Annotated in this window: 12 protein-coding genes; 8 read left to right on the top strand and 4 right to left on the bottom strand. The window is 60.9% G+C overall.

Annotated elements, in window-relative coordinates; all coding sequences use genetic code 11:
- Nucleotides 1-77: 77 nt before the first annotated feature.
- On the top strand, nucleotides 78-1,556 hold the full coding sequence (locus AC07S4_RS07330) for a hypothetical protein (protein ID WP_494986014.1): 1,479 nt from the start codon (nucleotides 78-80) through the stop codon (nucleotides 1,554-1,556).
- Nucleotides 1,557-1,788: 232 nt separating this feature from the next.
- Here the strand turns inward: AC07S4_RS07330 and AC07S4_RS07325 are convergent, their stop codons facing one another.
- Nucleotides 1,789-4,422: an AAA family ATPase gene (locus AC07S4_RS07325; RefSeq protein WP_494986013.1), complete on the bottom strand. Its 2,634-nt coding sequence runs from the start codon at nucleotides 4,420-4,422 to the stop codon at nucleotides 1,789-1,791.
- A gap of 433 nt (nucleotides 4,423-4,855) precedes the next feature.
- Between AC07S4_RS07325 and AC07S4_RS07320 the strand changes: the two genes are divergently transcribed.
- The 5 genes from AC07S4_RS07320 (at nucleotide 4,856) to AC07S4_RS07300 (ending at nucleotide 7,498) form a co-directional block, all read left to right on the top strand.
- The gene (locus tag AC07S4_RS07320; protein WP_494986012.1) at nucleotides 4,856-5,377 is read left to right on the top strand and encodes a hypothetical protein; all 522 of its coding nucleotides are present in this window, start codon (nucleotides 4,856-4,858) and stop codon (nucleotides 5,375-5,377) included.
- Nucleotides 5,378-5,492: 115 nt separating this feature from the next.
- Nucleotides 5,493-6,257 carry a hypothetical protein gene (locus AC07S4_RS07315; protein WP_494986011.1) on the top strand — a complete coding sequence of 255 codons (765 nt, stop codon included), beginning with the start codon at nucleotides 5,493-5,495 and terminating at the stop codon, nucleotides 6,255-6,257.
- 32 nt (nucleotides 6,258-6,289) lie between these two features.
- Complete coding sequence (locus tag AC07S4_RS07310; RefSeq protein ID WP_494986010.1) at nucleotides 6,290-6,553, top strand: hypothetical protein; 264 nt, start codon at nucleotides 6,290-6,292, stop codon at nucleotides 6,551-6,553.
- A gap of 6 nt (nucleotides 6,554-6,559) precedes the next feature.
- Nucleotides 6,560-6,802: a hypothetical protein gene (locus AC07S4_RS07305; protein WP_494986009.1), complete on the top strand. Its 243-nt coding sequence runs from the start codon at nucleotides 6,560-6,562 to the stop codon at nucleotides 6,800-6,802.
- A 312-nt stretch (nucleotides 6,803-7,114) separates the two neighbouring features.
- On the top strand, nucleotides 7,115-7,498 hold the full coding sequence (locus AC07S4_RS07300; RefSeq protein ID WP_494986008.1) for a hypothetical protein: 384 nt from the start codon (nucleotides 7,115-7,117) through the stop codon (nucleotides 7,496-7,498).
- 375 nt (nucleotides 7,499-7,873) lie between these two features.
- Here the strand turns inward: AC07S4_RS07300 and AC07S4_RS07295 are convergent, their stop codons facing one another.
- Both AC07S4_RS07295 and AC07S4_RS07290 read right to left on the bottom strand, forming a co-directional pair.
- A complete protein-coding gene (locus AC07S4_RS07295) occupies nucleotides 7,874-9,769 on the bottom strand; it encodes a DUF4209 domain-containing protein (protein ID WP_494986007.1) in 1,896 nt (631 codons plus the stop codon).
- 195 nt (nucleotides 9,770-9,964) lie between these two features.
- Nucleotides 9,965-10,906: a hypothetical protein gene (locus tag AC07S4_RS07290; RefSeq protein ID WP_494986006.1), complete on the bottom strand. Its 942-nt coding sequence runs from the start codon at nucleotides 10,904-10,906 to the stop codon at nucleotides 9,965-9,967.
- A 1,125-nt stretch (nucleotides 10,907-12,031) separates the two neighbouring features.
- On the opposite strand from AC07S4_RS07290, the gene AC07S4_RS07285 reads away from it, so the two are divergent.
- Both AC07S4_RS07285 and AC07S4_RS07280 read left to right on the top strand, forming a co-directional pair.
- Nucleotides 12,032-12,478, top strand: coding sequence for an antirestriction protein (locus tag AC07S4_RS07285; protein WP_494986005.1), 447 nt, complete (start codon nucleotides 12,032-12,034; stop codon nucleotides 12,476-12,478).
- Between the two features lie 121 nt (nucleotides 12,479-12,599).
- Nucleotides 12,600-14,540 carry a ParB/RepB/Spo0J family partition protein gene (locus AC07S4_RS07280; protein WP_494986004.1) on the top strand — a complete coding sequence of 647 codons (1,941 nt, stop codon included), beginning with the start codon at nucleotides 12,600-12,602 and terminating at the stop codon, nucleotides 14,538-14,540.
- On the opposite strand, the gene AC07S4_RS07275 is transcribed toward AC07S4_RS07280, so the two are convergent.
- On the bottom strand, nucleotides 14,537-15,349 hold the full coding sequence (locus tag AC07S4_RS07275; RefSeq protein ID WP_494986003.1) for a hypothetical protein: 813 nt from the start codon (nucleotides 15,347-15,349) through the stop codon (nucleotides 14,537-14,539). The two genes, AC07S4_RS07280 and AC07S4_RS07275, sit on opposite strands and share 4 nt — an antisense overlap.
- Between the last annotated feature and the right edge of the window lies 1 nt (nucleotide 15,350).

Genomic DNA, 15,350 nt, shown 5'->3' with positions numbered 1-15,350 from the left:
AACCTTCCCATCATGTGGTTTTTACCATTGGGCGGTCCGCAAAGCGTGCGCCGGGTAATGCCGCCCATGGGGAAACCATGAATATCCAACAGCTTAAACAGCTGGCAGGGCGCGTTCGCGCGCTTCTTGAAAGCGCTTCCATCAACGTCGGCCACAGCCAGGCGCTGGATCTGAGTGCCGCGCTGGCGGGCCTGCGCAGCTGGCCTGAAGTGCAGGTTTTTTCAGCGAAGGTGCAGGCAGCCGAACTCGATTTGCAGGCGGCTGCTCGCTTGGCATACCGGCTCCAACATAAGCATTGCTATTCAGTCGCGGCGCCCGACCTGCTGCAGTTCCTGCTGCCGCCGGCTGAACTGGCGCACGCGAACGTCGCGCAGGTGTGGCCGAGCGGACCTCCACCCGGTGTCTACCTGGCCACGTCGGCTGCTGCAGTAGCAGCGCTGATCGAGGCCTACCAGGAAGCTACCGACGGCGCGGTGTTCTTTGCCGAACGCGCCGCTTCCGGCCACGACGCGGCTATCGACCTTGGCGACAATGGCTTGTGGTCTAAAGGGCTGGAGCGTGTGCCCAGCGGGACGCTGATCGTATTGGGACCGGTGGAGCTGGACCAGCAGTCGTGGGAGGATGCGGGTGCACGTCTTGAGATGGCCTGCTTGCAGGCCTACAATGCGGGGCACCGCTTGGTTGTTCTAGTCGACACTCCTGTGCCGGACCAGCTTGCGGCGGACGCGACACTGCTGATCGTGGACCGTGATGCCAGTGGTTTGGATGGGCAGCTGAAGGGCATGGTGTCGGAGCAGGGGGAGTTGGTGGCTGGCTTGGCGCGCGCGTATCCCGCGCCGATTGTGCTGCCTGCCATTGCGCGTACGACGGCGCTACCGGACCAGGTAGTCGAACACTTGAAGGCCGCGTTGGCTGCACGCTCCACGGGGATTCTTGCGGTCGGCTCTGGTTCGGACTTGGAGAATCCGGGGGCTGATGTGGTCGAGGCCGCGCTGGCCCTGACCGACCATTTGGGGCCCGCGGCGCGTATCATGCCGCGCCATCGCAGCACAATGGAAAAATTTGACCGGGTGCCTCCTGCATTGCGCCAGCTGCCTTTCCTGCCATCCGTCGAAAGCGCGTATGCCCAGGGCTACCGCCGTTTCGTGATCGATCCGCGCTACACCGGCGGCGACACCGTACCGCGTTTTGTCGATGACTCGTTGTTTATCGCCTGCACTTGGGAGACGTGCGCCGACGATCTTGGGTTCCTCTGTACTGGCTATCGTTATCAGACCGTGTCCTTGCTGCCTTATTTGATTGCGGCTATTGCCGTGGTTTCCATCCCTACCAAGGCAGGCGTGGCGGTCCTAGCGGATCTTTATGTAGGCCGGGGCGAGGTCCAACTGGGTGATCAGGACAAAGGGATCGAATATATCGCCCTCAACCGCTTGATGCGCATCGAGGAGCGGTTCGCGGAATTGGCACGTGCCGGCCTGGTTGATGTGGATACCGCAGTTGGTGCCGGGTTGGGCAACCGCAGCGTCGAACGGCTGAAGGCACTGTTTCGGGCATGATGTCATAGGCCGCCGACAGGCGGCTTTTTGAATGCGGCTACCGCGGCGAGCGACGATGCTGCCTCAGCGATGCTTGGCGGCCGGTCTTCGATTCGGTTAAATGCGTTCTGGTGTCTGTGCTGGGCGGCTGCCGGAGCGTCGTTGCCGTCCACATTGCCGCGCAGTTGCTTGACACCCTACAGAATGGCGGATCTCCCTGTGTAAAACAACGGTTGGGGGCAATTTCATTTACTTAGAGCGTCCCGACCTTCGCGGCCTTCTTCTTATCGTCGCGCTTGGTCTTGATCGATTTCGCCACGGTGCCGAGCGCCGCGAGGTCCAGGCCGAGCTGCAGCGCCGTGGGGACGGGCGCGTTCTTGCCGGACGACGGATCGTGCGCCTCCGTGACGTCGCAGCATGCCTTGTGCAGGCGTTCTATCTCCTTGCAGTCGGCGTCTTCGAAGCCGACCACTTCGCCGAGGTTGCCTACCTTGATCCAGTCGCGGTACCGCACAACCACGCCGTTGAAGACGACGTCCTGGATCAGCCGCTCGATGGTCGCGCGCAACAGGCTGTACTGCCGGCGCATGGCGGCGGATTGCTCTTCGTCTGGATATGGGGGCCATCCCTTTTCGAGCTTCTTCTGGGCTTGCTCGAGCTTGTCCATGCGGTCCTTGACGGACTGGTGCTGCCAAGGCAGCCCGGAGTTGACCTTGCCGGAGTGGGCGCCGTCCCACGACAGGTTGTGGATCGCGTGCTCGGTGCCGTGCCGCTCGATCAGGTCGCCAAGCTCGCCGAGGAACGTCGTGTCGTGGGTGAAGACGATGACCTGCCGCGACGCCGCTTCTTCCACCAGCCTGCGCGCTACGTGCTGCCGCCTGATATGGTCGAGCGACGACACGGGGTCGTCGAAGACTATCCCGCCGCCGTGGCCGCCCGTCCTCAGCTCCGCCAGGAACGAACCTACCGCGATTGCCCGCTGTTCGCCCTCGCTGAGGATGTCGCGGATCTGCGCGGGAACCGCGAGGTCGAGCTGGAGCTTGTGCTTCATCTTGCCGCGCTCGACGCTTTCGTTGAGGTACGGCATGGCGTGGGCGACGCCAAGGGCCTCGAACTCCTCTTGCAGCGCCTTGCGCAGCGGCGCGGTTACGGCGTTGCTCGCGAACTCTTTCGCCTTGTCGGAAACAGGTTTTGTCTTCAGGTCGTCCTTGCACTTCGCGAGGAGCGCTTTAAGCCGCATGCGCCCCACCAGGTCCAGCATGGCCTGCTTGGAAGGGGCGAGCGCCGCGCGGGCTTTCAGTTCGTCGTGCTCGGCCTTCAGCAGCGCCTTTTGCTTGTCGTCCGTCGCCTTTTCAAACTCTTCCGCCTGTGAGATGAAACCGGCAGCGATGGCGTCGAGCTTCGTGCGGGGATCGTCCGGGAACGCCGGCGGGGCCTCGTCCCACGCGTGGGCAGCCTGCACCAGGAGGAGCCATGCCTGCCGGTTCCGCACGGCCATGTCGAAGGAGGCGATCTCTGCGGGCAGCTCCGGCGCGAGCCCGGCGACTTCCTGCACGAGGGCGTCCTCGAGTTCCAGGGCGAGGGCGGCGCCTTGTATCTTCGCGATCGCTGCGTCGCGCAGGGTCCGCTTTTCCTCCGCCGTCTTCGCGACGCTTTCCTGCACGTATTTCTCGAAGCGTGCCAGGCGCGCTCCCGCGTCCTCGCCGACGTCCTGCTGGCATAGGACGCATTTCGCGCCGCCGTGCACGTGCGGGAACGCTTGGCCCGGATACGCTGCCGCCGTCGAGAACTCCCTCGCGGCTTCGAACAGCGCTTTCCATACGACGTCCCCCGTGCCTGGCAGCAGTTCCTCGTCGGCCCGGAACTCGCCGGCAGCCTTGGTGTCCGCAGCGAGCGCGGCGAGGGTTTCCGCGTCGAGCTTGTGCAGCTTTTCAATCGCCTCGTCCTTGACCCATGCTGCCGCCAAGTCGATCTTCCTCTTAAGGCCCGTCATGCGCCCGGCGGCGAGCCTGCACTGAGTCGCTCTTGCTTTCGGGTCGGCTTCCGCAAGCGTCTTGCCGAGCGCCTCCGTCCTCGCGGTCTCGTCCCCGGTCATTGTCCCCAGCGATTCTATTTCGGCAGGCACGGTCTTCTCGCTCAGCGAGCCGACGAGCTTGCCGACCTTGGTAGCGCCCAGCAGGTGCTTGAATACGTCCGCCGATGTGTCTGTCGCGAGGATTTCGGCGGTCAGCTTCTCGGCCAGCTTCGGCATTACGAACTGCGCCAAGTTCTCCACCACGTCGAGCCCGGCGGGCAGGTAGGCGATTTCCTGGTTCTGGTCCAGGTAAGCGCGCGCGCAGTGCGTGTCGAAGACGGCAATAGTCGCGAGCTCGGCCGGCGCCGGCTTGTTCTTGGCCCACGATACAGATGCGGCATTTCCTCCTATCCGTATCTCGAATTCGGCCTGGGGCACTTGGCCGGCGACAGGTTTTTCGAAGGCGTTCGCCCGGACGTCCTCGCTGACGTCCCTGGCGCGGCATGCTCGCTTCAGCACCCGCGCGTAGCCGGATTTGCCTGCCCCGTTCACGCCGTAGATGACGGTCAGGCCCTTCGGGGCGAACGTGAGCGACTGCTGAGGCGCGAGGCGGTTCACGTGCTGTACGTTGCCCATGGAAAGCAGAATCGCCGCGTCGCCTTTGGCCGCGACTGTCGGCAGGTGCTCCGCCGCGAGCGGCTCGGGCTTGCGGTCCTGCGGATCGGGAAGGCCGGCACCTGCTTTGAGCATCGCGTACAGGTCGTCGATGGCGTCAGCGGTCATGCCCTGCTGGAACAGGCGGCGGACCGCGTCCTGCTGCCAAGGCTTAAGACTGGCCTGCGACCAGCCGAGGATGTCGTGCAACAGGGCCATGGGGAGTTCCTTATGGGATATTTCCTAATTGACATTGATGTTACTGCAAAATTCTTTCCCGTCGAGCTTGCCGCCAGCGAAAGTCCGACGTGAGGTAGTCAGCGGGCTGCCGCGCGAAATGCGCCACCTATCCCGACACTTAGAGATTTTTCCGGGCTTAGCAGGGGAGGGACGCGGGGACAAGCGGCCTCATCGGGCATTTGGTCCCTTTCCAAGGGGCAGTACGAATTTGCCTTGGTTACAATTGGTGGTCATCTTTACGCAACGGAAGAGGCCGTTGCCGCCAGATATTTCCTTCGCCGGAGGAATTCCGCCCAAGTAAGCGGTGAAAATGAGTCCTTGCTGAGTTGCAAGACGTGCCGGATCCCAATGGGATTCGGTTCGTCCCAAGCTGAGCCACTGACTTTATCGAACTGACGACAGGAGCGAGCAGATGGATTTTCACGGGATCCCGATAGGAAGCGTTTGGACGGCGGTCCGCTGGCTGCCAGCGGCTCTCCTGCGGAGGTTTTTTCCGAAGGAGCGCCTTGCCGCGCTGCAGTATGTTGACCTCACGCCGCGCAACGAGTCGGCTATGATCGATCTCGGGGAGGCCGCGTCGTTCGGGATTTGGCTTCAGCTCATTAATCTGTCGCCCTTCGAAGTCGAGCTGGACCGGGCTGAGTTCGTGGTCTGGTATGGAGGGACAACCTTTAAGACGGCGGTGCTGAGAAAACAAAGCATGGCACCGGGCCAAATCCAGACGATTCACCTGTCGGATACGATCACTGACGGCGTCGCGAACCAGATCGCGCGGCAGCAGGACCTGAATGGCGGCCGGCTCGAAGGCCGGCTCACGGGCCATATAGAATTCAATTGCAGCCTCCATTCGTTCCGACGCGAGATCCAAGACCTGTCTGGAATACAGATGCGAACGAGGAACGAGAACGCTCGGCAGCTAAGGCTGCAAGCATAGCCGTCTTGGCGCAGAATTCGTAGGATCAAGGAACTCAACGCGCTCTGGGCAACAACCAGTCAAACAAGCTTTTTTTGTGCCCCGCCAATCCGGGGAGCCTTAACAGGGGAGAGCAATGGCGGAATCATCCGGTAGCAAAGAAGACAGTGGTTCGAAACAAAGTGGTGCCTTTCTAGCGTTTGACAAGTTATTTGAACTGAAATGGGTCGCAAGAGTCTGCGCAGCAGCATTGTTTGCGGAGACTGCATTGATGTTGGTGAAGGGGGAGAGCTTCTATTCATTTGACTGGGAGCGCGAAATCTGGGCTGCCGACACAGGAAATCTACTGCTCGCCACCGTTGCCTTGGGATTTCTGGTTTCTGTCATCCTACCCGTCATTGAAGGTGCAATCTCATACGGCGTGTTCTTCGTTCGAACATTGGTAGTATATGATCGTGACGAAGGAGCTCCAAACTACGTAAATATTGAAAAGCTCAAGGAAAAAGCCGATCGAGAGCAAAGCGCATATTTGCTCGCTAAGGTTAAGGAGAAAGAATCTAGTGTGGCGCGGAACATCGAGTCGATAGAGAAAACCGGTAATGCCTCGTTCCAGTGCCTCTCTTTATTTTCAATTAACTACTACGTAGGGCAGCTGGGAATTCAGTCAAGCGTCCAACACATGCTGAATACCCAATATTGCGGCATCGCTCTTGCATTTTTGTTTTTCGTTGGTGTTGTCCTAATGATCTTGTGTTGGGCCTCTTGGTGGAGGGACTTCAGTCCTACGATATGGATCAAGGACGTTGAGCTGTACGAAGAATTAAGAAAGCAGGCGAAAGAGAGTCAAGACCGCTTGCACCTCACCGGAGTCGGGATTGTTTCGAACGCCATCGTTCGTTGATAGTGATAGAACTTCTATAAAGAAAAATTACGATGAAGAGTATTAATGAATTCAAGTCCATCGCGTCCGATGCAGAGCTGTTCGCTTTCATCAAACAGCATAACTTCATAGAGGACGTCCGCCCGACGCCGCCGCAGATACTAGGTGTCTATGAAGGCCAGATTGAAGGCATAAATGCTTCTATCACGCACCGTTGGTATGATCCAAGCGGTCCCTTTCAGAATGAACCAGACATTCACAAGGCAAAGTTAAAGGTTGACGGCGTCGGAAGCCATGAAGTTGCCTACAAAGGGTAGAATCGCATGGACGACAGCGCCATGAAATTTGCGCTACATTTCCAAGCGAATATCAATAACGCTGACCAGCTGGAAAAACTTGATGTTATAGAAGCTGCTCTTACCGAGTGTTGCAGAGAGGGATTGGAGCGATTCTCATTTGGAAACTACGTTTCCCTCTACGGCCTTACGGACAAGACAGGGGCCAGCATTGCGAGAGCTGTGGCACTTTTGACCGAATATCCTGCTGCCTATATCGGCCAACTTTAAAAAGGGAAAAAAATGTCGATGCGTGACTTCACTTGGTACCAATGTCCATGCGGACACCGTGGCGCTGTAGTCGTTAGCGAAAGCGATCAGCCTTATTCAAAGATGTGGGAACGCACATCCCTGCGCGATTTGAATGGATCGGCGGACCGGCCAACCTGCCCAAAATGTAAGACCGTTCTAACAGGGGAAAATATGGTGCAGGACTAAATCTAAGTGAAAGATTGGCATGGCATCCATTAAATCATGCGCACAACCTTGACCTTCTGCTACACGCCGGGTAGACAGTTTCACAACTCTAGATAGGAAGATTGAATGAATCGATTCAAGGCATCAGTGCAGTATGGCGACTTCGAAGGCACGGCCGCCGCCGATAACGCAGACCACGCTGACTTGCATTCCTTTCTTCAAGCCAAAGGCCTGATTCAAGGAGCAGAATTCCTTGTTGCGGCGTCACTGTGGATTGGGGAGAGCCGTGCTGGCAAGCTCGGGATGGTCAACATCACCGCCCACCTGTTTCAAAACGGCGGGTACGACACAGCCATCGCTGCCTTGGCGGCAACGCCAGACCCCATTCCGGTGAGAACTGTTCAGGTTGAAGTGTCGCTGGAGGAGTACCTGGCGTTCTTCAAGCGCTTCGCTGTGGTTCTGACGCGCCGAGGCCTGAACATCGGCAGCCGCGAGTACGTATCTAAGTAAGCTACCGGAGCCCTGCCGGGCGAGGACGATGCATTGGTTGCTGGTCGCATCGCGCGGTTTCGCGCAAATGCTTCATCCGGTAGCATTTCAAAGGAATGATGAAGGAGGTCAGGCATACGCCAAGAGAGATGACACAACTCCGCCCCCTTGCACAGCTTCGGGCAGCAGACAGCTTGGCCGTTGAGTAAGGGGGATCGTCACAATTTGAGTTGTTATTGAGCGAGCCGTACTTCGGCGTGATTCGTGAGTAGTTTGCCACTGCGCATGTGCTTGCGTCGAAAGGGGGAAGAATTGGCGCTTATGGCACGCCAACATTTAGGTGCCGCCAGTGCCCGAGGAACCGCGCAGGTGATTGGCCAGTTCGCGGGCCTGACGCTATTCGGCAGCTTCGGAGCCGTCCGGTGCTGCCGGAGTTTCTGGCGCTTCGTCGCTTCCTTGCCCCCTCAGCGAGTTCCAGAAGGTCGAGAAGACCACCCTGAACACCATATACCAAGTATAGGCCGCTTGGACAGACTGGCATTCGTCGTCGTCGAGAAGGCCGTGGGCAATTTCGTTGCGCATGTTCGGGCCGAGGGCGTCGCAGAACAGCGCTTTGAGTTCGAAAGCCAGGTCCTCGCCGAATATCGTCGCGGTCTCGGGCAGGTCGGCGAGCGTGCTCATGCCGTTCTCGTTCTCGATTCCTTCCTTGTCGATGTTCGTCGTCTTGACACCTGCGGCCTTTAGGTGGAAGCGCACAATGTTTTCAACCTGAGGAACGAGCAGGTGGATCGCTGTGGCGAAATCCTGGTCGTAGCCGAAGAAGAGGCCTTTTGCGACAAGGCGTTCCCTCCCCCTCGGGACTATCGGCGATTGCCGGACCATCTCTAGGAGATCGGCCTCCAATAGCCGGTGCTCGACTGCGAGGACTTGGTGAGCGGGAAGGATTTGCGCCTGCATCACAAGGTTGACTTCGGTTATATACTGCCTGATCATCTGGGCCCAAACAGCACCTTTGCCATCCTCGGTGGCTTCGCCGCCCCAATTCGTTCCGGGCGTCTTCGCGACGGTTCTCCCGTCCTTCGAGACATGGGTTGACGCGAACAGGGCGCTTAACGGGTGCGCGCGCATTGACTCGAGAGCACGTGCGCGCAGCTTGCCTACGCGCGGCCCATTGTAGAGGGCCGCGAAGGCGGCGAAGGCCTCCGGGGTCCGTTTCCCGGACACGGAATCGGTCGCGGCCTTGACGAGGTCCGAGACGTCCATCGGAGGCGTCGATATCTGGCCCATTTCCTCAAGAGACTTTTCGCCGGCAGCGGCAAGGAGGCGGTAGAGCTCGGCAAGCCTGGCCTCGACCCCGTACGCTTCCCGGCTGGCGCGCGGAACGGCGCGGTATGCCTGGATCGCGTTCTCGTAGAAGCCTGCGGCGACCGCGTTCCCGCCGCTCGGGCCGGACGTCCTCGCTGCGGCTTCCTTTGCCCATCCTTCGGCCACCAGCACTTTCATCGCGAGCGAATCGGATTTCGCGCCCGCGAGTCCGTACCAGTCGGCAGCGCCGGAAAAATGCTCCCGCGCTCGGTGGAAGTCTCCTGCGCCTTCAGCAGACATGCCGAGCGCATGCAGCGAACCGGCGATAACCTGCGCACGGTTGCGCGAAAGGCCGTATTCGCGCAGGATCCTGGATATCGATAGGGCCATGAAGCCGTCCTCGGCCTTGGCAGCGTCGAAAGCTGCATCAAGCGAGGACTCGATCATTACGCGCCGGTCGCCGGCCCCGTCCCTGAGCATACGGGTGAGGACGATGGCACGTTGCCAGCATTCCTTACCTCCCCCGAACCAGGAGTCTTGGTCCAGGGGATGCTTGGAATACGCGTCAATCGCCATCAGGGCGTATTTCGTGAACCTGGGCGTATGTCGCAGCCACGATATGTCCGCGAGGCGGGCCTTGATCCGGTCGTCGTCGACTTCCTCGGCAATTAGCGAAAGGAGTTCGATGTCCGCAGGTGAAAAATCTTCCGGCAGCGCCGAGCGGCGCCCTTCAGGCCCCTCGAAGACCGCGCGGAACGGGGCCTGCGAACTCGAAGGGGAAAGCATCATGGAGCAGGCGTCGGCCAATAGCCAAAGGACTTTCCCCTGGGCGGTACGTCCTTCCTCAATCGCCTTCCTCGCTGCGGCGGAAAGCGGGGAGTGCATACCAAGGCAGCTGTCCTCCGACGCAGGAATGGCTTCACGCCATCCGCTGTTTCTGAAGTCTTCTATGGTGGCAACGGTGTATTCTGGATATCTGTGCGTCATGGGTCTCGGAGTGGTCGATGGCGTTGTGGAGTGGGCGTGCTGCGTTAGGGCTGTCGCCGGTTGCCAAATCTAATCATTGGCGTCCGGCCCGTCTACGTAGACATGGTGCACCGTGGGAACCGGGAGCCCCACGGCCGTTGACGCTGGGAGAAAACTGCCCCATCGGTGGGGCAGATTTCAATCTGCTCCAACAGACTAGTCGCGCGGGTCATGTCGGATATATTCGAACATTGCCCCCATGACAAAGATACTAGTCGTGCCGTGGATTTTGCTCAGCTTTCTGACCAAGTCGCGCCGCGCGCACTGGGTGATATCTACGATGTAGCCGATCTCGGCTCCCGCGTTGGTTTCATGCGGATAGATTTCTGCGTCCTCCAAAGCCTCTGCGTCTTCCACTGGGATGTCCAGCGCACCGGCCAGCGCTTCCGCGCGAGTGAACCTCGGCTCGTCGCTATCATTCTCGGCATCGTCGTCGGTGTTGTCGTCGCCGGCTCCGGTCCATGACCAGTCCAGAGCCGCTTCATTTACCTCAATTTGCGGCTGGCCAGCCAAGCGCCGGCCGAGCATCGGCAGGCGAGCCACCACCTTCACGTCCACGGTGTCGCCAAAAAATCCACGTTCCGAATCTTGGTCTCCTTCGACGTTGCCGATAAATTCCAGCTCCAGGTCGTCGCCGATTTCTGGTAATGCATCGGTCATCGTGGTGTTGTCTTCCAAGTTCGAGTCGAACGGCCCGGTGCAGTTGGTGTTCGCCATCTGAACGCCAACATCTTCGTCCTCTACTGCTGCATCCTGTGCTTGGATGAGGATTGCCTCCTGAAACGCGGCCAGTGAATCGTAGACAATCGCACCGCGTGATCGGCGCGACGCTTGCATCAGGCCAGATGTGAACGCTGCACAGTCAACTGTGAGATCCAAGGAAGCCGCACGGGATTGCATTTGTGCCATGTCTACCATCCAGTGCATGGACGAATTGAAGGTATCGGGTTCGGCTTGCGCGGCCTGCCAGGCGGCAAAGCTCTGGTAGCCGAGTGCGGCTGCCAGAAGCTGATGCGTGTGGCCGAGCGATATATCGATACCGCGTGCAGACAGTTCCTGCCGGAGGGTATGGGCGAGCGTAGTGAGGTTGGTAGACATGCGTCTTCCTTTCAAAAAGGTTTGTCACGGATAACCCACGTTATTTACCCGTGCCTTCGAAGGAAGAGCAGGAATTGGTTATTTGTTGCGGTAAAAGCTGCCCTGTTGAGACGTGAACTCGGCCGGACCGGCTACGTGTAGTGTAGCAACAAGCAGCCTGCAAACGCAAGCCTGCCGCGTTTGGCTTGGCAGAGTTTGGTGCACTGCTGCTTTGGGCGTCCCCTGCGGGCCGGGCTGTCGTGCTGCGCACCGAGCCACGAAAGGCCGTGGCTCGGCCCTGGCGGGCTTCCATCCCTGACGCCTCCGCGCCTGCGGCGCTGCGCGCTGCGCTTGCCGTTGCGAAGTGTCCTGCCTGCGGCAGGATGCCGGAAGAGGGCGCTCACCAAGGGGCAGCTGCGCTGCGCGCAGCACCCCCTTGGCCGCTGGGCTGATCCCCAAGCGCGCGCAGCGCTGCGCGCTCCGCAAAAACCGAAGTGTCCGGCCTGCTGCCGGATAGCGCAGGAGGTCGCTCATCAAGGGGCAGCCGCGCTGCGCGCGGCACCCCCTTGGCCGCTGGGGCTGATCCCCAGGGCAAGCGCAGCGCTGCGCGCTACGCTGGAGTGCGACGGCCCGTTGGCAATGCTTGCGGTGCCGGTGCGGCCACAGAAATCCTAAAGTGGGGATGGTGCGCTTCAAACGCCGCGCCAGCAAACTGCCGCTGTCACGGCGTTTGAGCCGCCGCTTGCGCTATGAAGCCGGCCGCGCACCATCCAGGGCGGCGGGTGCTGCCAAGGGCTGCGCCAGCCAACCCCGCTGGCACAGCCCTTGCGCCGCCGCTGCGCTATAAAGCCGGCGCACCCGCCGCCGCAAACCCACGTGGCCAGCATGGGCCGCAGGTCGCCGCTCCCCGTATCCCCCCACAAGCCCCCCCAACTGGGGTGAGGGGGGCTTGTGGGGGGATACGGGGAGCGGACAGATACAGCGTCCGCCTACCTCGCTGTCTTGGACCCCACCCATCCCAACCCTGCCCGTGAGGGCAGGGCTTTCCCCACCCCCCGCCCGCCCCAGGGCGGGAGCGAGAGAGATCAAATGAGAGGATGAGATTTGCAAACCTCTCCTTCCATCAACTTTCGAGAAGGAAAAATCATGGAAACCCTGATGATCAATCCGCATTTGAAGCAGCCGCTGACGGAAGCGGCTATTACCGCCGCGCTCGTGACGGACGCAGAAGAACGCCTGCTGTGCCTGCCGATGATAGCGGGCGACCGGTGCGTGGTGCTGGAACATACGATCTACGACATGCTGCGGGCGATGTCGGAGGACTACGACGGCGGCTACTGGAATTACTACCTGCTGTCGAACAACGGCTTCTACATGGCACCGAACACGATCAAGCCGTTCCGGATGGCCTGCGAAAACGGCTTCCGTGGCGAGGTCAGCGCCAATACTGCCGGCATCATCGCCTGCGCCATGGCCTACAGCCATCTGTCCTTCCTGGACAGCGGCGCGCGCTTCGCCGAAGCCTATTACCAGCTCACTGACTTCATCTACCAGCAAGCCGACGCCGCAGTGATACGTGCGGCGCTGGACTGAGCCAGCAAGCTGGTACGACGCGCCGGGGCCGCGCATCGTGCCGATCCGCCCAGGCCCTGCAGGCCGCTGGGCCCGACTTGCCACCCAGCGGCCCCCCTTGATTCGATTTTAGGAGCCGATCATGAACGCAAGACAGAACCTTTCCGTACCCTCCGCCATCGCCATCGCCGACGCCGCAGCTGTCAGTGCCGGCCCCGTGGAACAAATGGTCCAGCACGCAACCATACGTTGCGCACCGCACTACAACATGGTGGTAAGCAAGTACAACGTGCGCAACAAGCAGACGGATATGGGGGAACTCAAAGCATTGGTCCGGGCGCACGGTGTACTGCAAAACCTGATCGGCTACCTCCAGCTGGTCGATGGTCTCCCGACCGGGATAGTGGAAATCGTAGGCGGCGGCCGCCGACTTGCCGTCGTAGGCGAACTGGTCGCGGAGGGCGAACTGCCCCCCGACTACCACCTGAATTACCTGCTGGTCACGGAGGCGGAGGCCATCGAAATCAGCTTGGCCGAAAACCACGGCAGGGCTGACATGCATCCTGCGGACGTGTTTGAAGCGATGCTGGCGCTATCTAACGCGGGGCGCGCCGTGGCCGACATTGCGCTCATGTTCCGCTTGAAGCCGCTTGAAGTCCAGCGCCGCCTCAAGTTGGCCAATGTCTCCCCGCGCCTGCTCGCGCTGTACCGCAAGGACGAGGCCAGCTTTGAGCACATGATGGCGCTCGCCGTCTGCGACGACCCCACAGCGCAGGAAAAGGCCTGGGACAGTCTGGGCCGCGCGTACCGGTCGCCCTATGAGTTGAAGCGCTTGCTGACTGCACAGCAGATCAACGTCAAGACGGACCGTGCGGCGCGCTATGTCGGGATCTCTGCGTTAGAAAAGGCGGGCGGTGTGGTCACCCGTGACCTGTTCAGCGACAGCGGCGCTGGCTACACCAGCGATGCGGTATTGCTGGAAAGGCTGGCCGTGGAAAAGCTCGAAAAGCTGCGGCCCAAGCTGCTTGCGGAGGGAATGGCATGGGTGCAGATTATGCCGCGTGCAGACCAGTCCATCCTGTCGGCATACTGCTCCGTGCGCACGGTCGCGGCTGACTTGAGCGAGCGGCAGCGCGACTGGGCCTTGGCGCTTGAGGAGCGCCTCGCGTTGCTGGATGGGCGACTTGGTGAACTGGGGAAGGATGCCGATGAGGCATCCGTGGACTCGGTACGCCGCGAGTATGACGAGCTAATGGCGGAGCGGCGCGCGCTCGATACCAACAGAGCCCGCGTAGCAGTGGCAGGCGACAAGGCGCTCGCTGGCGCGGTGGTGACCCTTTCCGAAGCGGGTGAGGTCGTGGTGCGGCGCGACTTGATACGCCCAGCCGACAAGGACAAGCTGACGTTGCTGCCCGACTTCGCTGGCCCGGTGGCGCGCAGTCGAAATCGGCCGGTGCATTCCGAGCGGCTGATGCATGAGCTCACCTCGCACCGCACTGCGGCCCTGCAGGCGGAGCTGATGGAGCGGGGCGATCTGGCGCTCATCTACCTGACCTACACCTTGATGTGCAAAGTGCTGCGTCGCTACCCTGAGAGCACCCTGGCAAAGGTGGGCATTGCGTGGCCGTCGCTGGCGGACGAGGCGCGGAGAGGGCCCGCTTCGCTGGCTTTCAACGCGCGCAAGCAGCATCTGTTAGAGCTGCTGCCGACGGAACAGGACGGCTCGTGCTGGTTGCCTTGGCTCGCACAGCAGCCGCAGTCGGTGGTTCTCGAATTGCTGGCGTACTGCGTGGCCTGCTCGCTCGATTCTGTGCAGAGCAGGGAGGAGGAGAGCTCCGCGTATGCCGCCCTTGCGGGACTGCTGAGGCTTGACATGGGCAAGTGGTGGCAGCCAACGGCAGCGAACTATTTCAGCCACGTATCCCGGGAGCGCACCTTGGCGGTCGTTTCGCAGGCGTTGTCAGCCGAGGCTGCGGTCCCGCTGGAGAAAATGAAGAAGGCGGCAGCGGTTGACGCCGCCGAACGGGCGATGGCTGGTACCGGTTGGCTGCCGGACGTCCTGAAAGCCGGCCAGCGCCCTTAGTGCAGCTTTGCGGGTTGAGTGCCAGGCTGGCCTGCGGCGTTCCCGCCAAGGCCGGTCCTGGAACTCGCGCTTCTCTTGTTGTCGGCTTTGCTCAGTTCCCCCTTTCCTTTTCCTGACGTCGGACCCGCGCCCCCTCCGACGACGGGTTTAGGGGCAACCCCGAACATCGCTTTGGCTGAGTCGGGGAGAGTGGGCCACGTGGCGTCCAGCAGCACGCCGTTGTTCATCAAGCGCCGTTCCTCGGCGGCCAAATCGTGCGCTGCCTCTTTTCCGAGGACGACGCCGGCAATCAATCCAGCCGCCAGCCCGCCGCCCAGCAATGCCGCAGCGCGCCAACGCCGGTTGGTCTGTGGATGTGCGCCTGCTGTGCGACGCACCTGGTCCAAGGTTTCGCTGGCCATCCTGGCAAACCGGGTTTGCAGCGTTATCAGTTCTTGATCGCCCAGCTTCTTCGCGCCGTCCGCCATTTGCTGCAATGCTGCAGCGATGCCCTGTGCGAGATTGTCGGTGTGTGCGTGGGCCGATTTGGCAGCTTCGCCAAGCTGCGCGGCGGCCTTGGCGGTCGATTCCTGCAGGCGGAGCGAAGCGGTCTCGCCTGCTGCAGTGATCAGCTCGGACTGGAATAGCGCGGCGAGCACCAGCGGATCCTCTGCGGTCAGCTTCATCCCGGTCAACCTGAACACATCAGCGCACAGGGCTTCGATCTTTTTTTGGTGTAGCCGGGCGGAGAGTTCCTGGGCCGCTTGTTGCGCCAGCGGCGCGCCGACTACCGGTTCCGTCCTGAGCGACGGTTCACGCTGCAGCTTCATG

This window comes from Pseudoduganella sp. GW821-FHT05F09, from assembly GCF_059419605.1.
This window is presented reverse-complemented; position numbering and strand designations above follow the sequence as displayed.